Here is an 18,516-nt window from a genome sequence, read left to right on the forward strand (position 1 = left end):
ATTAATAATAATGTAACATAAATGAAATATTTTGTAAAGAAAATACAAAGAAAGGGGATACACAGATGATTGAATTTTTTAAAACGACCAATGAAAAAATGGAGCAACTTGCTGATTTAGAAGACGGTTGTTGGGTAAAAGTGACTGCTCCAACTGATGAAGAAATTGAAATATTAAGCAAAGAAATGGATGTGCCCAAACCATATATTTTAGATGCACTGGACTCTGAGGAGCGTTCTCGAATTGAGTTGAAACGAGCGGAGCAAGATGTGAGACATTCGCTAGTCATTGTGGATTACCCTTACGAATCAAAAGATGAGCTAGGTTATGCGATGTATGAAACGCTTCCGATTGGGATTGTCTTGACTAGAAAACATCTTGTAACGATAACATTGCGCGACTTGCCAATCTTAGAAGATGTGCAATCTATGAAGTTAGAAGAGTACGATACAACCAATCATAAGCAATTTTTGTTAAAATTATTGTATGCTGTATCTTATTATTACCTCAAATACTTAAATCAAATCATTAAACAGACAAATAATTTAGAAATCCAGATTAAACAGTCGATGAAAAACGAGCAATTGTATGCGTTTATGGCGGTTCAGAAAAGTTTAGTATTTTTTGCAACAGCACTTCAATCCAATAAAGCCATTCTTGATAAAATGGAAGATGTGGAACATTTTATGCAGCAAGAAGATAATCATGATTTGCTGAGAGATGTTATTATTGAAAATAAGCAAGCAATTGCGATGACGGATACATATACGCAAATAATTAGCGGCATGTCGGATGTATTTTCTTCGGTCATTTCGAATAATTTGAATATCGTGATGAAATTTTTAACATCATTTACGATTATTTTGTCACTACCAACGATTGTGGCGAGTATTTATGGGATGAATATTAAGTTGCCATTTATGCATAATGAGCACGCATTTGCGTTAATTCTTTTATTTACGCTATTAATTACGACGGGAGTAACGGTAATTTTTTGGCGTAGAAAATACTTTTAATATATAGAAAACGAGGGATGAGCATGGAAAAACAAACATACGAAAAATTAGCATATTATACAATCAAAGAAAAAATTCTCAGTGGAAAGCTTCATGTTGGACAACATATTTCAGAAGCTGGTATTGCAAAAGAATTATCGATTAGTCGTACGCCAGTCAGAAAAGCAATTGCGGTTTTAGTATCCGAAGAGCTAATCGAATACGAACTGAACCGGGGGGCAATTGTGATCGAAAGCAGCATGAGCGCTGGTCGTTTTATCGAATTACTAGAGATGGCTGAAATTTTAGTCGCTCAAACAATCGAAAAATGTAAAAATAAAAATTTAACTTATAAACCAGAGCAAGGAAACGAACTTTTAAAAGAAATGCGGGAAATGCAAAGAGAAGAAGACGTGGATGCGTATTTAGCTTTGCTTAGTAAGTGGCTGTTGCAATTTGTAGCGCAGTTGGCCAATAGTTATGCCGAAGATATTGTTCGAAAAATGAAGCGTGATTTCTTTAATAAAGCACAAAAAGATATTAAAATAATTCCAGTCCTTTTGGAAAACGAAACGATGGACGCGCTAGAACAATTATCTTATTATATGGTTGAAAAGAAATATGATTTAGCAAAAGAGGTAATGCAAAAATTAGTGAATTTGTATATTATCCGTACATTTAGATAGTATTTCTAAAATGATTTGCTTGAAAACAGGAGGTGCTTTTGATGCGGAAAGTATACGAAATATTTATTTTAGACTGGCGCCGTCTCTTTAAAGCGCCTTTAGCTTTGTTATTAGTTATTGCACTGATTATTTTGCCATCCTTATATGCGTGGTTTAATATTGAAGCACTTTGGGACCCGTATTCGAATACTTCGGGGATTAAAGTGGCAGTTTCGATTGATGATGAAGGCGCGGAAGTAGATGTGCCAGGGAAAAAGCCTCAACAAGTCAATGTCGGGGAAGAGCTCAAGAAAACGCTGGAGAAAAATAAAAAACTGGGCTGGACGTTTGTAAGTGAAGCCGAAGCCAAAAAAGGCGTGAAAAGCGGGAAATATTATGCGTCGATCCACATTCCAAAAGATTTTTCCGAAGATATGGTTTCGGTTGTCAGTGATAACGTCACAAAACCAACTATCGATTACTCAGTCAATGAAAAAATCAATGCCATCGCGCCAAAAATGACGGAAAGTGGAGCGACAACGATTGTTAATCAAATCAGCTCTGAATTCGTCGGTACGGTGAGTAAGGCAGTTTTGGAAGAGTTTAATAAGGCTGGAATTGATCTAGAAAACGAATTACCAACAATCCGTCGCTTGAAAACCAAAGTGTTCCAAGTGCAAGATGCGTTACCAGAACTCAAAAAAATGGGTGCCGAGGCTGTCAAAATAGAAGCCAAACTACCTGAATTAAAAGCTAAAGCTAACCAAGTTGTCGAGCTAAATGAAAAAATTCCAGAGCTCAATAAAGCGACCGAAAATGTTCTTTTAGTGGAGCAACAACTGCCGAAAATCGACCAACTAGGTCAAGATATTCTCGTGCTTCAAAAGAAAATTCCGGAAATCAAACAAATCGCAGAATCTGTAAAAGAAGTCGATGAAAACTTCGGAACGATTAAGAAAACGGTCAATGACGCGGTGAATGAATCTGGTAAAGCGCTCGATGTGATTGATACGGCAATGGCGGCGATACCAACCGTAGAAAAAATTGCTCAAAATGGCAGTGGCTATGTAGATAAAGTATCCGATTTTGCAGATGAAATTAATAAGTCTTTTGATACATTAGCGCCTGCAATTAAACAAAACTTAACGCTAATGAAGCAAATGGCGGATAACATTTATCAAGTTACAGAAGCGATTAAAAACGGTTCGATTAGCGTAGATCAAGCGATTGCCGAATTGAAAAAAATGGAGCAAGATATTGATTCGTTACAGCAAATGATTACGAAACAAACAGCCACTTTGGAAAGTTTAAATGAAACGTTGCCGAACAAGCCATTTACTGATTTAATCAAGGATTTAAAAGTAATTAATGGCCAATTAGGTGCGCAAAAAGCAACGATTACGAAAGTCCGGACAGAACTGGAAAACGGAGCGCAACCTTCCGAGGAACTTTTAAATCAATTAAATGAACAAGCGAAAAATGTCAGTACGAAATTGGACCAAATTTTAGCAAACTACGATTCGGAAATTGTTCCTGCAATCAAAGTCGGCTTAAACCAAATTCAAGGAGATTTAAAAGATAGCCAAAAACTACTGGAAACGTTGCAAGCCAAAATTCCAGAAATTACACAGGTGTTGAAAGATTCCAGAGAAACGTTGCAAACAGGCCAAAACTATTTAAAAGAGTTCCAAAAACGGCTACCAGAAATCCAGAAAACGTTGGATGAAGCGACCGAAGTCATCAACACTAAATTAGACACCATTATCGCGGGCATTAACGAAGCGTCCAACTTTTACAAAAATGATTATCCGAATGTAAAAGCGAATATTAAAAAAGCTGCCAATTTCATTCGCGACGATTTACCAGGGCTCGAAAAAGAAATTAACCAAGCGTCCAACTTAATCCAACAAAAAATGCCGGAATTCGAAAAAGCGATTAAAATTGCGGCCGATCTATCCAGAGAAGAGCTTCCAGAATTCGAAAAAGCCATCAATAATGCTGCCAACAAAATTACCGACTTTGACAAAAATTACGATTTACAAAGCATTATTAAGATGCTCAGAAATGATGCCGACAAAGATAGTTCCTTTATTGCCAATCCAGTTAACTTAAAAGAAACAAGCTACTATCCAATTCCAAACTACGGCTCGGCAAGCTCGCCATTTTATACGGCGCTATGCCTGTGGGTTGGCGCGCTCTTACTGATTTCATTACTACGTGTCGATGTAGAAGTGCCAGCCGGTATATTCAGCCATTATCATCGCTATTTTGGTCGACTGCTAACTTTCTTATCAATCGGGTTAATGCAGGCGCTCATCGTGACGCTCGGGAATATTTTCTTACTCGGCGTATCCATCGCAGAACCACTACTCCATGTGCTCTTTAGTATGTTCATCAGCGTGGTGTTCATGACGATAGTTTACACGCTCGTCTCACTATTTAATAATGTCGGAAAAGGAATCGCGATTATTTTACTCGTTTTACAAATTTCAGGAGCGGGCGGGAACTTTCCAATTCAAGTTTCGCCACCATTTTTCCAAGCGATATACCCGTTCTTACCGTTCACTTATGCTGTTAGTTTAATCCGGGAGAGCGTTGGAGGACTTTATATGCCAACCGTTTGGATTGATATGAGTGTACTTGCTGGGTTTGCGATTCTGTTTATCGCACTAGGAATTTTACTCAAAAAGCCACTTGATAAAATTGTGCCAAAACTCTCGGAAAAAGCAAAACGAAGCAAGCTGATCCATTAATAATTTTTCTGTGATATAATTACGAGCGAAGAGGGGAGGCAGACTTGTGGCAAATAAATTTAAAACACTAGATAAGATGGTTTACAATTTACTTCTTGAAAAAATTAAAAACGGCGAATTAGTGGTGAACCAACATTTAGCGGAAGAAAAACTGGCGACGGAATTCGGTGTGAGCCGTTCACCACTACGAAAAGCAATTGCAACACTCACTGCTCAAGGCATTGTCAGCTATCACGAAAATAGTGGCGCCGTGTTAAATGATGTCATTATTGATGCCGCTCGCTATGTGCAATTAATGGAAACCATCGATATTTTTGTCGATGCTGCTATCGTCAAGGCTGCCCATTTTGGTTATGAAATGGATGTCGAAAAACTGCATGAGCGCGTGGCTGAGATGGAGCGCTTTTCGTATTTAACAGATGTGGAAAATTATTTTGAGGCACATCACCGTTTTATTCTTTGTTTAATTAGTTTTGCTGAAAATCCCTATCAAGTTCGCATCGCCAAGCAAATTTTCTTCCAAATGGTCCACTTTTCTGATGGCATTAACATTTTTAAATCCGTTGAAATTAGAGAATGGACAAATAAAAAGAGCAAGCAGATATATGAGCTTCTCGCAGAAGAAAAAACAGAAATGGCGAGAAAAACGATAAAGTCATTATTTGCGGAACTTACCATTCAAGCATATAGATAAAAAGAGCTGTCATTTACGACAGCTCTTTTTGATATAGATTAAACCCATTTTTCATGCCTGAAAACGCGAAACCATAACGCAAGTACATTTGATTTAACTGTTCATTCGTTTCAATACAATCCAATCGAACAAACGGAACTAACCGCTCTTGCGCCAATTTTTCTGCAAAGTAAATCATCTGCTTGCTGAAAGAAATACCGCTGAACTTACGGGCAACCATGATTCGGTGCAAATAATATGCCTTATCATGCGCCAAGTTGCCCCATAAATCTGTATCCCAATCGCTCGGTGTTTTCCGAATAATCATCGCACCCGCAAGTTCTCCATCATTCGTTTCAAAAAGTGCGGCTTCACCAAGCTCAATGCGTTGTTCGATGTTATGTACATCAAAACCATGCAAAATATCGCCCCACTGGGTTGAACCCGATTCTTTTAACCAGCGAGCCGTATTCATCATTAAGTCCATTATTATCTGACGGTCATTTGGCAAAGCAAAGCGGACTAGAAATTCCAGTCCGCCAGCCGTGATTTTATTTTGGTTCATTTTCGTCTTTCGGAGCCTCTGGAGTTTCAGGAGCTTCTGGACTCTCAGGCGATTTAGGAGCCTCAGGATTTTCAGGAGCTTCTGAACTCTCGGGTGTTTCAGGAGCTACAGGAGCTTCTGGAACTTCGGGTTCTTTTGCTGTATCAGGTCCAAAGCCTTCCGGGTGTGTATCTTCCACAAATGGATCAGCTTCTGTTGTTCCGAATGGGTCCACTTCTTCGTCAGCAACGATTACTGTTTCTTCTGTAAAAGCGCCTTCGCTCGCTGCAAATAAATCATCGTAGAATACAGCACAAGAAGTAATTAGATAAGGATACACATAAAGCGAAATACCAAGTCCAATTAACCAAGCGGCTAAAAGTAGCACTAGTCCACCAAAAGCAGCACCAGCAGAAACTGTGGATATAACTTCAGAGAAACCATCATAATAAGATGAAGCAGCTGCTCCACTAAACACAATAACAGATCCGACAATCGCAACAGCAATTGGGATTAAATACCAAAGTAAGAATGTAAGGGACAGTCCGAAAAGTCTACCTTTGTGTCCATTCATCATATGGCGGCTTTCTGTAATAGCATCTAATGGGGAAATATTAGGGTTATCTCTTAAAATGAAGAAAGTTTGTGAATAAGAGTAAGTTTTAATAATCCCAGGCACGATTAGTAGTAAGCTCCATAAGAAAGTGAAAATAACAATTAGCAAGTAAGCTACAAATGTACGGCCAAATTCTTTAAAGCCACTAAACATATAAGCAACATCAGGTTGTTCCCCGCGGCTAATTGCCAGGTACACCCAAGCAACACCGGTGTATAGTGGTCCTGTTACTAGTATCATAGCAACCTGACCTACGAAAGGAATCCAACCGAGTATTCCTCCAGTCACTGTTAAGATTAACCAAGCGAGTACAAAAATCCCAATGGCAATTCCCCAGTTACCACGTAGCGACTCTTTCGCGGTTCTTTTTACTTGTGAAATAGTCATCATAATGAAAACTCCTTTTTCGTTTATTTTAGTATAATAGCAAAAAATACCTACTCCTAAAATAGCATACTTTTCAGGACTAATACAGTAATAAGAGGCGTGATAAAAAAATGCTCCAAAAAGGATTACATTTCTATTTTTAGGGGAAAAGTAACCTTATGTAGTATGACTAATTTGGAGGTGGCGCATATGGCCCATGAGAATTTAAGAGAATTAGAAGATCAATTAATTGAGTTGCGACAAACGTATCAAGAAGTAATCAGCGAAACGAGAGTCTTTGAGGACCCTCAACTCCAAAATGGCCCAATCAATGCAGCGGAAGTTAGATTAAGTGCAATCCGTCACGAGATTGCTGAAGTAGAGAAGAAAATCAAAAAAGCAGAGAGCGAAACTGAATAAGAAAAAGGCGTCCATTTGTTAATTTAGCAGAGGGGCGTTTCTTTTACGTAGATTTGGAGGTGTAATGATGAAGCCAATTTTTGCTGTAGGGGATGTTCATGGAGAAATGACGCTTTTAGACGAACTACTGGAAAACTGGGATAGAGAGCGAGAACGACTTTTGTTTGTAGGGGATTTGATTGATCGCGGCGAAAACCCGGCGGCGGTTCTTAGAAAAGTAAAAGCCTTATCCGACCAAACCGACGTCATTGTTTTAAAAGGAAATCACGAACAAATGCTACTTGATTTTCTTGAGAATCCCACAGAAAAAATGCACTATTATTTAAGCCAAGGTGGCATGGAAACCATTCAATCTTTAATCGCCGACTCCTTAGATAAAAAAATGACGCCAGAAGGATTAGCAGAACGGATTAAAAATGAGGCTTCGGAACTGATTGATTTCATCCGGAATTTGCCACTTTATTATGAAGAAGGCAAGTATGTATTTGTGCATGCGGGAGTCGATTTTTCTAAAAAAGATTGGCATGATACAGAGGAACGCGATTTTTTCTGGATTCGCGAACCATTTTTATTTGGGAAGAACAACACTGGGAAAGTCTTTATTTTCGGGCATACCCCAGTGCAAAATTTACATAGTAATGGAAGTTCGGGCATATGGGTTTCGGAAGATAAAACGAGGCTCGATATTGATGGTGGCGCGGTTTTTGGTGGGGAGCTTCACGGAGTTGTCGTGGAAGAAAATCTGATTACCAAAAGTTTTTCTGTAAAAAAATAAGCATCAAATGGGCTTTTATAAGAGCTCATTTGATGCTTTTTTAGTTAATAATACGGTGCCATAAATAAGTATACTAGTACGCCAGTTAAGCTAACATATAGCCAAATCGGCATTGTCCAACGAACGATTTTTTTATGTTTCTCAATTTGCATCGTCCAGCCCCATACAAGTGCAAATAGCGCGAGTGGAACGACGATTGCCGCTAAGAAACTATGCGTAATTAAGATGAAAAAGTAGATTGGACGGATAATCCCAACTCCACCAAATGTAGAAGTTTCTGCTGAAATATAGTGAAACGTTAAGTAAGTTACTAAGAAGAATAACGTCGATGTAAATGCTGCTAAAATGAAGCCACGGTGCATTTTAATGTTTTTCTTTTTTATAATCGCCCAAAGTGCAATAACTAAAAATACAAAGGTAAAACTATTAAAGATGGCGTTCATCCGCGGGAAAATAGTAATGTCAAAATGCACTGCTCCTTGATAACCAATTGGTGAGAAGAATAGTAGCAAAATCACCACAACCGCGACAAATGAAATGATCATTATCGGCCAAAAATAGTTTTTATCTGATGTCGGCTTTGTGAGTTTTTCTTTATTTTGTTCCATGAAAAAAATAGCCCCCTAAATATAAAAAATTGCTGTACTTCTTTTATTATACATGACGAACATATCGGATGCGAAAGATTGAACTTTTAAGGTATAATAGGTTTTGAAAGGGTGTTTCGTATGTCGATAATTGCACGAGAATTAACAAAAGCGGAAGAAGCCGAAATTATCCGTTTAAAAGAAGAAGGCGAAGTAATGCTCCAAACGGACGGAACTCCAGAAGAACGCATCGAGAAAATTGCTGCATACTTAAAAGATACCTCGCCAGACCCTGATTTGGCAGAAGAACTTGGTTATGTTTTAGGCTCTTTGTACGGGGAAGCAGTACGGGAAAAGTATCAGTGGAAATGGCTATTTGTAGCTGAAAATGATTTAGAAGGTTACGCGATTACATCGAAAGAGCATGGCTATACATTTATGGTGCATGACTATTTTATGCAAGTAATCGTTCAGAATAAACCGGATAATAGTAAAATGTTATTTGAGTTAATGGTTGATATGATAGGGAATCGGGATGATTTTCGGATGATTGGATGAGGAATAACTGTTTTTTGACGGGGTGATACGCGGTGAGCGGAAACGAGCAAAAAGTGTTAGTTTTAAATAATTTAGTGGAGCATTATGGGTATCAAGATTGGTGGGAAGCGGATAATCGTCTGGCTGATTGGCTTTCGATGATATTAATCCAGCGTACGACAGAGAAAAATGCCAAACAAGCATTAGCGAATTTGGTACCTCATTTAGATTTAGAAAGTTTAATTGAGATGGATATGGCGAAATTAGAAGAATTAATCTATCCAGCTGGTTTTTATAAACAAAAAAGTATCTATATTAAAGCACTTGTCAGGTGGTTTAATGACCATGGAGCTAGTTTTGATAAGTTTCGTCGCTATTCAACGGAAGATTTGCGAAAAGAATTATTGGGTATAAAAGGCGTCGGGGAAGAAACTGCTGACGCGATGTTGCTGTATATTTTTGAGCGAAATGTGTTTATTGCTGATTTGTATGCAAGGCGATTATTTACGCGGTTAGGCTTCGGTGAGTATAAAACCTATGAGCAAATGCGCGAAGAATTTATGCCTATTGTAGGAAAAATTTCGCATAAATTATGCAAAGAATGGCACTCCGTTATCGATGTTCATGGGAAGTATTTTGGCAAGGATAGGACGATGGATGAAACGTGGTTATTGGAAAGTTAGTAATAGCAAGGGAAGCCGTGGTTTTTGGCTTCTTTTTTTTGTGCCAATATATTCTTTTTTGAGTTGAAAAGCCGCTGCCACTTTTTCGCCATATTTTAAGAAGAAATCACTTATTTTAATAGACTTTTCGCATGAGCCTATAGGTATAATTATAGTAATTAAGTAAGCCAGTTTTTAATACATACAGATTAAACATAAGGAGGAATCATATTGAAGAAACTAATGAAACTCATAATAGCATTTAGTGTTATTTGTTCTATTATCATCGTCCCTGTTGATATTCCTGTGAAAGCGGAGGAAAGTAATAAACGTGATGACCTGATTAAGTCCGTGAGTTTTTATAAGTCGAATGGACAAAGTCTTACTGCGAAGGAAAAATATAATGAACAACTAGATTATTTTTTGGAAATGGCTTTTGGTGGGAATTCTTTCAAGAAAGGCGATTATTTTGATGTGACCTTATCAACGGATGCTTTGTTTTACACGGATAAAGTGTATGATTTGAAAATCGATGTTGATCCAACTGCAGCTGTAAATGAGCAAGTGGTCGGGAATGTTCGTGTGATACAAAATAATGATGTTTACACACTGCGCATTTATTTTACAGAAGATTCGGATTCTTTATTCGTGAATAGTTTTAATGGGACGTTTAAAATACAAGTAATGCCCGCGCATGGCGATAAAAATCTCATCAACTTATCGTATAATGGGGCTCGTCAAAATTTTAAAAACATTGGTACGAGTAGCGTTGAATTAAATGTCGATATGGCAAGTGATTGGCCGCCAGTTGGGATAAGTGATTTTTCGAAAGTGAGCGGCGATTTATACCATGCGATATTAGTATATGAAAAGCCAAAAAGCAAAGTAGATTATGAAACGGAAATTTTAGTTTCTTATCCACTTTTTGAGAAACGGATTCCGCTTGGCAATGTCCAAAATATTAAAATTGAAATTTGGGATGAAGCGAAGGGAATATATCGGTTAGGGGTAGCTGGCGTTGATTACGGCACGATTACATATGATGTCGGAACGCCATTTGTGGGTGGACCAGTTTTTCAAATGAATTGTACTATTCCGTTCAAGGGGATTTCTACGAGAACGCGGGTTAGTTTTGATATTGATACGAATGTGGATGGGAAGCCTGGGACAACGGATCCATATCTTGTTAGTCTTTCTTCGCTGGCATCTGCAACAAAATCACTTCAATTTTATCCAGTGAATAATGGGGATGCGAATATTAGCGCTACTTTTTATGGCAAAGTAACTACGCAGTTTGAGGATGAATTAGGTAATCCGATTACTTTTGCTGACTATAGCGCGGCAACTATTCCCGGAAAAGTTAATCAAGCTGGCAAATATGAAATAACGGAACCTTTTTTATATAATTCGACACAAAATATCGATAAACATGCGTTTGATAATTTGTTAAGTGCGAACAAATATAAATTGCTTAGTGTAACTTCGAATAATAAGCTTTCTGAGACGACAGACAACTTAAATATACAAATCAAGCGAGGTTATCAAAATGATGTCTTGTATAAAATAAAAGCACTTCAAAAGCCGGTTATCAGCGCGCTTCCAGAAATCGAATATAGTAAAACGGTGACGCGCACGGTGGAAGAATTTCTTACGGATATCGAGGCTAGCACGGATATTCCGGCTGATATAAATAGTGATTTATCCAATGTGAAATGGGGAGTTCCCGGAGATTATCCTGTTCTGCTAACCGCGGTGAATGAAGACAATCAGGCGGCTGATCCTGTTTCTGTTACGATAAAAATTCTTAAAAATCCAGCGCCAATTATTACAGTAGACCCAGAGATAACCTATGATAAAACAGTGACGAAAGACGAAAGTACGCTACTTAATGAAGTAAATGCGCGAACGAATGATGGTTCAGCAATTATTTCTGATATGGATGAGCAAGTAAAATGGGGCGTGCCGGGTGATTACGAGGTCACTTTGCAAGCGGTGAATGAAGATGGTGTGACAGCAGAAGCGAAAACGTTTGTAGTGCATATTTTGAAAAGTCCAGCACCGATTATTATGGTAGATCCAGAAATCACGTATGACACCACGATTATAAAAGCCGAACAAGATCTATTGCGGGATGTCCGTGCTAGAACGAATGACAATTCTGTGATAACATCTGACGCGGCAACTAAAGTGAAATGGCGGACGCCGGGAAGTTATACCGTGACGTTAAATGCAGTGAATGAAGACGGGATTCCAGCCGAAGCTGTGCAATTTACTGTGAAAATTGTGGAAGCTGAGAAAGCGGCAATTGTTGTTGCGGAAAATCCTGGAGTAACACCCAAGCCAAAAAGGGAAAATGAGTTAGTGATAAGGAAGCTCCCACTAACTGGTGACACGACTTCAAAAGCGATATTCGTTGGGCTTTTTTGTTTGGGAACTTGGCTTCTAGTTAGAAAAAAATAACAGCAAAAAAAGATAAGTGGGTTCACTTATCTTTTTTTAAGTGACTATTCTTCATCAAAAGCATCAATGGCTACAGGTAAAGCACTTATCACTGTATTACCAACAGCAGGAAGGCCAACGAGAATCGCGCTAATAATTTCATCTCGTGTCGCGCCATTTAATTTCGCCATTTTTACGTGGAAGGGTAGTCCGCTTTCTAGGCGGGTGGCGGCCAAAACGGCAATGTATGCGAGTTCCTCTGTTTTCTTGTCGAGCTTGCTTGCAGTATCTAATTTATGTACAGTTTCCATCCAAGCTGCTTGTACTTCAGGAGCTTCTTTTGCGAATACTTCGAATGATTTACTTACTTTCACTAAAATTCATCTCCTATAGATTTTTATAATAAAAAACCGCCCAAACACTGGGCGGTTTTTGTATTATCTATTTTCTGCTTTATTATAAGCGCCATGCCAAACTGGACCGATGAATTCGTTTAATGCGAATCCACCTTTGATAGCTGCTGTGACAAAGTCTTTTGCTTTTGCGACAGCTTCTTCTACAGTTAAACCTTTTGCAAGGCCAGCTGTGATAGCTGCTGCGAACGTACAACCAGCACCGTGATTGTGGCTTGGGGAAATTTTTTCTACTTCATAAATAGTGAATTCTTTTCCATCGTAAAGTAGGTCGATTGCTTTGTCGCTTTCTAGGGCTTTTCCGCCTTTGATAACAACGTATTTAGCGCCTAGTTCGATGATTTTTTTCGCTGCTGCTTTCATATCATCTAGTGTAGTTAATTTGCCAAGACCGGACAATTGACCGGCTTCGAATAGGTTTGGTGTTGTGATAGTTGCTTTTGGTAATAATAAGTCGCGGATAGCTTCGGCATTTTCTGGTTGGATTAGTTCATCTTCGCCTTTACATACCATAACTGGGTCGATAACGACATTTTTTAAGTCATATTTATCAATGGCTTCGCGTGTCGCTTTAATGATGTCAATCGAACCAAGCATGCCTGTTTTCATTGCGTCAACTGGGCCGCCAGAAAGGATTGTTTTTAGTTGTTCGCGAACTAGTTGCGCGTCAATCGGAGTAACGCCGTGTGCCCAGTTGTTGTCTGGGTCCATTGTTACGATGGTTGTGATTGCGCTAAAACCGTACGTGCCGTATTCTTCAAATGTTTTTAAATCGGCTTGAAGACCAGCGCCGCCACTTGAATCAGATCCTGCAATAGTTAATGTTTTTTTGATTGTCATTCGTGTTTCCTCCTAAAAATAAACTTTAGTCATTTGTTTCTAACATTTTATAAATGGCCGCTGCAACGCCGTGCTCATCATTGGAAAGTGTAACGTGTTTGGATAATTCTTTAACTTCTTCTTCGCCATTACCCATGGCCACGCTATATCCAGCCATTTTTAACATCGAAATATCATTCATATTATCTCCAATTGCAAAGGTTTCATCAAGTGTTACGCCTAATTTTTCTACATAATATTGTAAGGAAATACCTTTTTGCGCCTCGCGGTGGGTGATTTCAATATTATCGGAAAAAGAAGAAGTGACAGATAGCTCGGAATCTTTTTCAAGTTTTTGTTTAGCTTTTGCTAGCACATCTTTATCAGAAGAGAAGGAGATGAATTTTAGGATAGTTAAATCTTTATTGGCTAAAATGCGCTCTACATCAGGGATTTCGTGGACGTCTTTAGATTCAAAACGTTCTTCCACTTTGTCCATGATTGTTTCTGCTGATACGTCTGGATGGATGCGTTTGTGCATTTCAATCATAAATTCTTTGCCACGGGCTTTATCTGTTGTGATTGGTCCCATGTCAGTGAAAAATTCGGTATACATGCCTAGTTCAGTCAGGGTGTTATAAGTGTTGCGCGCTAAGTTTTTATCAATCGGATGTTGTAAAATAATTTTGCCATGTTCGTCACGAATTTCAGCACCATTCATGCAAATTGCCGGTGCGTATAAATTGGCTTTATTAATTAACCCCATCGCATCGTCATACATACGTCCAGTACAAAGAACGAAATGAATTCCTTTGGCGCGAGCTTTTTCGATTGCCTCGACGTTTTCCTGTGCAATCTCGATATCAGAGTTAAGTAGTGTGCCATCCATGTCTGAAGCAATAACTTTAATCATAATATATAATTCCTCCCCAATTTTACCTACTTCACTAGAATAGCATTTTTTTAAGAAAAATGCACAAAAGGTAGCTGCGCGTAGTTTTTTGGCTGGTGCGATTACTTTACTATATTTCTGCGATTCATTTGGTTATAATGAATAAGAATAAAACGTGGATAGGATGTGTCAGGATGAAAACAGAACTAGACAAGATGATTGCAGGAGAAATGTATGATCCTAGCGACAGAGAGCTTGCACACGGAAGAAATCGTGCGCGTAAGTTCTGCAGAGAGATTAACGATACAATGGATTCAGCGTCTCGTTCCAGTGTGTTAAAACGTCTTTTTGGTGGCACAAAAGAAAATGTTTATGTCGAACCAGATTTTCGTGTTGATTACGGTTCTAATATTTATGTTGGCGAGAATTTTTATGCTAATTTTGATTGTGTGATTTTAGATGTGTGTGAAGTACATATTGGTGATAACTGTATGATGGCGCCAGGGGTTCATATTTATACGGCGACGCATCCGCTTGATCCGGTGGAACGTAATAGTGGCTTAGAGCTTGGGAAACCAGTCGAAATTGGCGACAATGTCTGGATTGGCGGACGAGCAATTATTAACCCGGGCGTAAAACTTGGAAATAATGTTGTCGTTGCCTCAGGGGCGGTTGTCACAAAAAGTTTCCCGGATAATGTCGTTGTTGCTGGAAACCCAGCGCGCGTTATTAAAACAATTGAGGTTGAGGAAAAATGATTATTTCAGATACAAAGATTTTTGAACAAATGGAAAGTGAATTAGCAAAAGCAAAAGCGGCGACAACAAAAGCGAGCCAAGATAAGCATTTACACGGCTTGATGTTGCTTGTTCAGCTTGCGAAGACGGGCGATGAGAGAAGCACGGAAGTAGAACCGACCTCTATTCCCGCAGCAGAGCCAGCGCAGATTGCAAGTATGGATGGCAAGAAAATAGAGTTAGAAGACGGCGCGAATGGAGATTCATTGCTTGATTTTTAGGGGGTAACTATGAAAAAAACAATTATTACTGGAGCTATTTTTGCGGGATTAGCAGTTTTACTGGGGGCTTTTGGGGCACATGCGTTAAAAGATATGCTCGGAAGTTATGCGAGTACTTGGGAAACTGGTGTTCAGTATCAAATGTTTCACGCAGGTGGTATTTTAGTAGTGGGATTATTAATGGAAAAACAAGCTAGTCGACTATACACGTGGGCAGCGATTTTATTTTCGGTCGGAATTGTCTTTTTCTCCGGCAGTTTGTATGTTTTAAGTATTTCCAAAGTGGCCGTATTAGGTGCGATTACGCCTATCGGTGGCGTTTGTTTTGTCGTTGGTTGGTTCTTGCTTATTTTAGGAGTAGCAAGAAGAACGACGAGCAGATATTAATGGAAGAATAATCGTCTTTTCGCGCTTAATTAAGTGGAAAGACGATTGTTTTTTCTTATTGGCAAATAAGTGCTAAAATAAAGGAATCATAATTTATTAAGGAGACAGCAATTACATGACTTATGCACTTGAAATAAAAGGGTTAAGAAAAATCTATTCCACTGGAGTCGAAGCGTTACGCGGTGTTGATTTGACGGTAGAAGAAGGGGATTTTTATGCGCTGCTTGGTCCTAATGGCGCTGGGAAATCCACGACTATCGGGATTATCACGTCGCTTGTTAATAAAACATCTGGTCAAGTGAGCGTATTTGGTTACGATCTGGATACAGATATCGTCCGGGCAAAACAGCAAATCGGTCTTGTTCCGCAAGAATTCAATTTTAATCCATTCGAAACGGTTCAACAAATCGTTGTTAACCAAGCTGGATACTATGGTGTTTCTCGTAAGGAAGCTTTTAAACGTAGTGAAAAATATTTAAAACAATCGAATCTGTGGGAGAAACGCCATGAACGTGCGCGAATGCTCTCGGGTGGAATGAAACGCCGCTTGATGATTGCGCGTGCTCTGATGCACGAACCTAAGTTGCTCATTTTAGATGAACCGACTGCTGGGGTGGATATTGAGCTTAGACGTGAGATGTGGACGTTTTTAAGAGAGTTGAATGAAAGTGGTACGACGATTATTTTGACGACGCATTATTTAGAAGAAGCAGAGATGCTCTGTCGTAATATCGGTATTATTCAATCCGGCGAGTTGATTGAGAATACTAGCATGAAATCATTGCTTGCTAAATTACAATTTGAAACGTTTATTTTTGATTTAGAGCCGTATGAAGGTTCTTTTGAAATTACGGGGTATAATCATGTGTTTGAAGATAAGCAAACCTTGTCAGTGGAAGTGGAACGTGATCAAGGGGTTAATCATATTTTTGAACAATTAAGCGAGCACGGCATCAAAGTGCTTTCGATGCGCAATAAATCTAATCGTCTCGAAGAACTGTTTTTGAAAATTACAGAAGAAAAACATCAAGTGGGGGAGAAACATGTTTAATCTATATTTTACCGCGTTAAAAAGTCTGGCGGCGAAAGAAACCAATCGTTATATGCGAATTTGGATTCAGACGTTAGTGCCACCAGTAATCACGACTTCGCTTTACTTTATTATTTTTGGGAAAATGATTGGTAGTCGTATTGGCGATATGAACGGCTTTTCCTATATGGAATACATTGTACCTGGGCTGATTATGATGTCCGTTATTACGAGCTCTTATGCCAATGTATCCTCTTCCTTTTTCTCGCAAAAGTTTCAGAAGAATATTGAGGAAATTCTCGTTGCGCCAGTGCCAACGCATATTATTATTTGGGGCTTTTTAATTGGTGGGATTGGCAGAAGTATTCTAGTCGGTGCGCTTGTTACGCTTATTTCGATGGTATTTGTGCCGTTACACATCCACTCATGGTCGATTGGGATTATTACCTTTTTAATGACGGCGATTTTATTTTCACTCGCGGGACTTATTAACGGGATTTTTGCTAGATCATTTGACGATGTATCGATTGTGCCGACCTTTGTATTACAACCGCTAACCTATTTAGGTGGCGTGTTTTACGCGATTTCGATGCTACCGCCAATTTGGCAAGCTATTTCTAAAGTGAATCCGATTGTCTATATGATTTCTGGATTCCGCTACGGTTTCCTAGGCGTTAGTGATGTGCCAGTAGCCGTTTCACTGTCGATTCTTGTGTTATTTATCGTCGTGCTTTATTCAATTTGTTGGTATTTGATTAGTAAAGGTCGCGGACTTAGAAGTTAATAGGAATTTTCGAAGAGAGAGCGGGTTGCCGTTCTCTTTTTTTCATGTTTACTACAATTCTTTTTCAATTCGATGTTAGACGTTTTAGCGAAAGACACGAGGGAAAACATAAAGTAATGAGGGGGATGAACATGGGAAATAAAAAAGTGAAGCGAAAACTGGGTGCTAATATTGGGTGGATACTTATATTAGCTATTTTAATTATTTTCGTAGCCTATTTAGTCATGGGATACGTCGCAAAAATATAGGAGGTTTTATGATGAATAAAGAAAATCCATTAAACAAATATCATACAGGGAAATTTGAAAAGCAATGGCAAGATTATCCTGGTTTGCAAAGTAAAATGACTCCTGTTCCAGATACGGGTGAGTCGAGCTATCAAGGCGCGAATAAATTAACCGGGAAAAAGGCTTTTGTTACGGGTGGCGATTCCGGGATTGGACGAGCTGCTGTTATTGCTTATGCGAGAGAAGGCGCCGATGTGGCGATTAACTACCATCCAGATGAAGAAATTGACGCGCAAGAAGTGAAAAAGGCTGTGGAAGAAGCTGGACAGAAATGTATCTTATTGCCAGGCGATTTACGTAAGGAAGGTTTCGCGAAAGAAGTCGTGAAAAAAGCGTACAACGAGCTGGGTGGCTTAGATATACTTGTACTCAATGCAGGTTTACAACAATACCAATTCGATATCCAAAAACTCCCAGCAGAACAATTGCGCGATACGTTTGAAGTGAATGTATTTTCAGTAGTTTTTGCCATTCAAGAAGCACTCAATTACTTAAAAGCAGGCGCGAGCATTATTTTAACTTCCTCCATTCAAGGTGTGAAACCGAGCGCGCACTTGGTTGATTACGCAATGACAAAAAGTAGTTTAATTTCATTAACGAAAAGTTTAGCCGCGCAACTAGGAGAAAAAGGTATCCGCGTTAATGCAGTTGCGCCAGGACCAATTTGGACCCCACTTCAAATCTCTGGCGGACAACCACAAGAAAGCATTCCAGAATTCGGTCAGAATCAACCATTAGGACGAGCAGGGCAACCCGCAGAACTCGCGAGCGCCTATGTCTTGCTAGCATCAGATGAAGCAAGTTACACAACAGGCCAAGTATATGGAATCACAGGTGGAGCTCCGATTAACTAA

At 39.0% G+C, this 18,516-nt stretch carries 21 protein-coding genes; 15 read left to right on the top strand and 6 right to left on the bottom strand.

The annotated features are described in order from the left end of the window. Window positions 1-65 precede the first annotated feature (65 nt). The 4 genes from HCB49_RS01940 to HCB49_RS01955 are packed head-to-tail and all read left to right on the top strand — an operon-like array spanning window position 66 to window position 5,107. The gene (locus tag HCB49_RS01940) at window positions 66-1,016 is read left to right on the top strand and encodes a magnesium transporter CorA family protein (RefSeq protein WP_185503174.1); all 951 of its coding nucleotides are present in this window, start codon (window positions 66-68) and stop codon (window positions 1,014-1,016) included. 23 nt (window positions 1,017-1,039) lie between these two features. Beyond that, entirely contained in the window at window positions 1,040-1,681 is a 642-nt protein-coding gene (locus HCB49_RS01945) for a GntR family transcriptional regulator (RefSeq protein ID WP_185603946.1), read from the top strand. Between the two features lie 41 nt (window positions 1,682-1,722). After that, window positions 1,723-4,413 carry a YhgE/Pip domain-containing protein gene (locus HCB49_RS01950; RefSeq protein WP_185603947.1) on the top strand — a complete coding sequence of 897 codons (2,691 nt, stop codon included), beginning with the start codon at window positions 1,723-1,725 and terminating at the stop codon, window positions 4,411-4,413. Window positions 4,414-4,459: 46 nt separating this feature from the next. After that, window positions 4,460-5,107, top strand: a complete 648-nt coding sequence (locus HCB49_RS01955) for a GntR family transcriptional regulator (RefSeq protein ID WP_185603948.1) — start codon at window positions 4,460-4,462, stop codon at window positions 5,105-5,107. Between the two features lie 13 nt (window positions 5,108-5,120). On the opposite strand, the gene HCB49_RS01960 is transcribed toward HCB49_RS01955, so the two are convergent. After that, complete coding sequence (locus HCB49_RS01960) at window positions 5,121-5,651, bottom strand: GNAT family N-acetyltransferase (protein ID WP_185603949.1); 531 nt, start codon at window positions 5,649-5,651, stop codon at window positions 5,121-5,123. Next, complete coding sequence (locus tag HCB49_RS01965) at window positions 5,638-6,633, bottom strand: DUF975 family protein (protein WP_185604496.1); 996 nt, start codon at window positions 6,631-6,633, stop codon at window positions 5,638-5,640. Before HCB49_RS01965 ends, HCB49_RS01960 begins: the two co-directional genes overlap by 14 nt. A 189-nt stretch (window positions 6,634-6,822) precedes the next feature. Here HCB49_RS01965 and HCB49_RS01970 point away from each other — a divergent pair, with 189 nt between their 5' ends. Both HCB49_RS01970 and HCB49_RS01975 read left to right on the top strand, forming a co-directional pair. Then, window positions 6,823-7,032 carry an Lmo0654 family protein gene (locus HCB49_RS01970; RefSeq protein ID WP_185603950.1) on the top strand — a complete coding sequence of 70 codons (210 nt, stop codon included), beginning with the start codon at window positions 6,823-6,825 and terminating at the stop codon, window positions 7,030-7,032. 67 nt (window positions 7,033-7,099) lie between these two features. Further along, window positions 7,100-7,807, top strand: coding sequence for a metallophosphoesterase family protein (locus tag HCB49_RS01975; protein WP_185604497.1), 708 nt, complete (start codon window positions 7,100-7,102; stop codon window positions 7,805-7,807). Between the two features lie 44 nt (window positions 7,808-7,851). Here HCB49_RS01975 and HCB49_RS01980 read toward each other — a convergent pair whose 3' ends face one another. Then, window positions 7,852-8,415 carry a DUF420 domain-containing protein gene (locus HCB49_RS01980; RefSeq protein WP_008947079.1) on the bottom strand — a complete coding sequence of 188 codons (564 nt, stop codon included), beginning with the start codon at window positions 8,413-8,415 and terminating at the stop codon, window positions 7,852-7,854. 120 nt (window positions 8,416-8,535) lie between these two features. Here HCB49_RS01980 and HCB49_RS01985 point away from each other — a divergent pair, with 120 nt between their 5' ends. The 3 genes from HCB49_RS01985 to HCB49_RS01995 all read left to right on the top strand — a co-directional run bounded on the left by HCB49_RS01985 (window position 8,536) and on the right by HCB49_RS01995 (window position 12,053). Continuing rightward, window positions 8,536-8,952 carry a hypothetical protein gene (locus tag HCB49_RS01985; protein WP_185603951.1) on the top strand — a complete coding sequence of 139 codons (417 nt, stop codon included), beginning with the start codon at window positions 8,536-8,538 and terminating at the stop codon, window positions 8,950-8,952. Between the two features lie 32 nt (window positions 8,953-8,984). After that, window positions 8,985-9,614: an endonuclease III domain-containing protein gene (locus tag HCB49_RS01990; protein WP_185603952.1), complete on the top strand. Its 630-nt coding sequence runs from the start codon at window positions 8,985-8,987 to the stop codon at window positions 9,612-9,614. 222 nt (window positions 9,615-9,836) lie between these two features. Further along, window positions 9,837-12,053: a LapB repeat-containing protein gene (locus tag HCB49_RS01995; protein ID WP_446669736.1), complete on the top strand. Its 2,217-nt coding sequence runs from the start codon at window positions 9,837-9,839 to the stop codon at window positions 12,051-12,053. Between the two features lie 44 nt (window positions 12,054-12,097). Here the strand turns inward: HCB49_RS01995 and HCB49_RS02000 are convergent, their stop codons facing one another. The 3 genes from HCB49_RS02000 to HCB49_RS02010 all read right to left on the bottom strand — a co-directional run bounded on the left by HCB49_RS02000 (window position 12,098) and on the right by HCB49_RS02010 (window position 14,177). Beyond that, window positions 12,098-12,406, bottom strand: a complete 309-nt coding sequence (locus HCB49_RS02000) for a carboxymuconolactone decarboxylase family protein (protein ID WP_185603954.1) — start codon at window positions 12,404-12,406, stop codon at window positions 12,098-12,100. Between the two features lie 63 nt (window positions 12,407-12,469). Beyond that, window positions 12,470-13,285, bottom strand: coding sequence for a pyridoxine/pyridoxal/pyridoxamine kinase (pdxK, locus tag HCB49_RS02005; protein ID WP_008947086.1), 816 nt, complete (start codon window positions 13,283-13,285; stop codon window positions 12,470-12,472). Window positions 13,286-13,310: 25 nt separating this feature from the next. Beyond that, the gene (locus HCB49_RS02010; protein WP_185603955.1) at window positions 13,311-14,177 is read right to left on the bottom strand and encodes a Cof-type HAD-IIB family hydrolase; all 867 of its coding nucleotides are present in this window, start codon (window positions 14,175-14,177) and stop codon (window positions 13,311-13,313) included. 173 nt (window positions 14,178-14,350) lie between these two features. Here HCB49_RS02010 and HCB49_RS02015 point away from each other — a divergent pair, with 173 nt between their 5' ends. The 6 genes from HCB49_RS02015 to HCB49_RS02040 all read left to right on the top strand — a co-directional run bounded on the left by HCB49_RS02015 (window position 14,351) and on the right by HCB49_RS02040 (window position 18,516). Further along, window positions 14,351-14,914 (top strand): maltose acetyltransferase domain-containing protein, encoded by a 564-nt coding sequence (locus HCB49_RS02015; RefSeq protein ID WP_185603956.1) that lies wholly within the window; start codon window positions 14,351-14,353, stop codon window positions 14,912-14,914. Continuing rightward, window positions 14,911-15,174, top strand: a complete 264-nt coding sequence (locus tag HCB49_RS02020; protein ID WP_185603957.1) for a DUF5327 family protein — start codon at window positions 14,911-14,913, stop codon at window positions 15,172-15,174. The genes HCB49_RS02015 and HCB49_RS02020 overlap by 4 nt, the downstream gene beginning before the upstream one ends. 9 nt (window positions 15,175-15,183) lie before the next feature. Beyond that, the gene (locus HCB49_RS02025) at window positions 15,184-15,561 is read left to right on the top strand and encodes a DUF423 domain-containing protein (protein ID WP_185603958.1); all 378 of its coding nucleotides are present in this window, start codon (window positions 15,184-15,186) and stop codon (window positions 15,559-15,561) included. A gap of 115 nt (window positions 15,562-15,676) precedes the next feature. Then, window positions 15,677-16,612 carry an ABC transporter ATP-binding protein gene (locus HCB49_RS02030; protein WP_185481579.1) on the top strand — a complete coding sequence of 312 codons (936 nt, stop codon included), beginning with the start codon at window positions 15,677-15,679 and terminating at the stop codon, window positions 16,610-16,612. Further along, window positions 16,605-17,375 carry an ABC transporter permease gene (locus tag HCB49_RS02035; RefSeq protein ID WP_185517342.1) on the top strand — a complete coding sequence of 257 codons (771 nt, stop codon included), beginning with the start codon at window positions 16,605-16,607 and terminating at the stop codon, window positions 17,373-17,375. Before HCB49_RS02030 ends, HCB49_RS02035 begins: the two co-directional genes overlap by 8 nt. Window positions 17,376-17,631: 256 nt before the next feature. After that, a complete protein-coding gene (locus HCB49_RS02040; RefSeq protein WP_185603959.1) occupies window positions 17,632-18,516 on the top strand; it encodes an SDR family oxidoreductase in 885 nt (294 codons plus the stop codon).

The organism is Listeria cossartiae subsp. cayugensis (assembly GCF_014229095.1).
In the GTDB taxonomy this organism is placed as follows: Bacteria; Bacillota; Bacilli; order Lactobacillales; family Listeriaceae; genus Listeria; species Listeria cayugensis.

Excerpts from the sequence above, each read along its gene's own strand:
- HCB49_RS01975 (WP_185604497.1), top strand. The coding sequence starts at position 7,100 with ATGAAGCCAATTTTTGCTGTAGGGGATGTTCATGGAGAAATGACGCTT.
- HCB49_RS02030 (WP_185481579.1), top strand. The coding sequence starts at position 15,677 with ATGACTTATGCACTTGAAATAAAAGGGTTAAGAAAAATCTATTCCACT.
- HCB49_RS01970 (WP_185603950.1), top strand. The coding sequence starts at position 6,823 with ATGGCCCATGAGAATTTAAGAGAATTAGAAGATCAATTAATTGAGTTG.
- HCB49_RS02040 (WP_185603959.1), top strand. The coding sequence starts at position 17,632 with ATGATGAATAAAGAAAATCCATTAAACAAATATCATACAGGGAAATTT.
- HCB49_RS01995 (WP_446669736.1), top strand. The coding sequence starts at position 9,837 with ATGAAACTCATAATAGCATTTAGTGTTATTTGTTCTATTATCATCGTC.
- HCB49_RS01980 (WP_008947079.1), bottom strand. The coding sequence starts at position 8,415 with ATGGAACAAAATAAAGAAAAACTCACAAAGCCGACATCAGATAAAAAC.
- HCB49_RS02025 (WP_185603958.1), top strand. The coding sequence starts at position 15,184 with ATGAAAAAAACAATTATTACTGGAGCTATTTTTGCGGGATTAGCAGTT.
- HCB49_RS02010 (WP_185603955.1), bottom strand. The coding sequence starts at position 14,177 with ATGATTAAAGTTATTGCTTCAGACATGGATGGCACACTACTTAACTCT.
- HCB49_RS02035 (WP_185517342.1), top strand. The coding sequence starts at position 16,605 with ATGTTTAATCTATATTTTACCGCGTTAAAAAGTCTGGCGGCGAAAGAA.
- HCB49_RS01940 (WP_185503174.1), top strand. The coding sequence starts at position 66 with ATGATTGAATTTTTTAAAACGACCAATGAAAAAATGGAGCAACTTGCT.
- pdxK (WP_008947086.1), bottom strand. The coding sequence starts at position 13,285 with ATGACAATCAAAAAAACATTAACTATTGCAGGATCTGATTCAAGTGGC.
- HCB49_RS02020 (WP_185603957.1), top strand. The coding sequence starts at position 14,911 with ATGATTATTTCAGATACAAAGATTTTTGAACAAATGGAAAGTGAATTA.
- HCB49_RS01965 (WP_185604496.1), bottom strand. The coding sequence starts at position 6,633 with ATGACTATTTCACAAGTAAAAAGAACCGCGAAAGAGTCGCTACGTGGT.
- HCB49_RS02015 (WP_185603956.1), top strand. The coding sequence starts at position 14,351 with ATGAAAACAGAACTAGACAAGATGATTGCAGGAGAAATGTATGATCCT.
- HCB49_RS01960 (WP_185603949.1), bottom strand. The coding sequence starts at position 5,651 with ATGAACCAAAATAAAATCACGGCTGGCGGACTGGAATTTCTAGTCCGC.
- HCB49_RS01950 (WP_185603947.1), top strand. The coding sequence starts at position 1,723 with ATGCGGAAAGTATACGAAATATTTATTTTAGACTGGCGCCGTCTCTTT.
- HCB49_RS01945 (WP_185603946.1), top strand. The coding sequence starts at position 1,040 with ATGGAAAAACAAACATACGAAAAATTAGCATATTATACAATCAAAGAA.
- HCB49_RS01985 (WP_185603951.1), top strand. The coding sequence starts at position 8,536 with ATGTCGATAATTGCACGAGAATTAACAAAAGCGGAAGAAGCCGAAATT.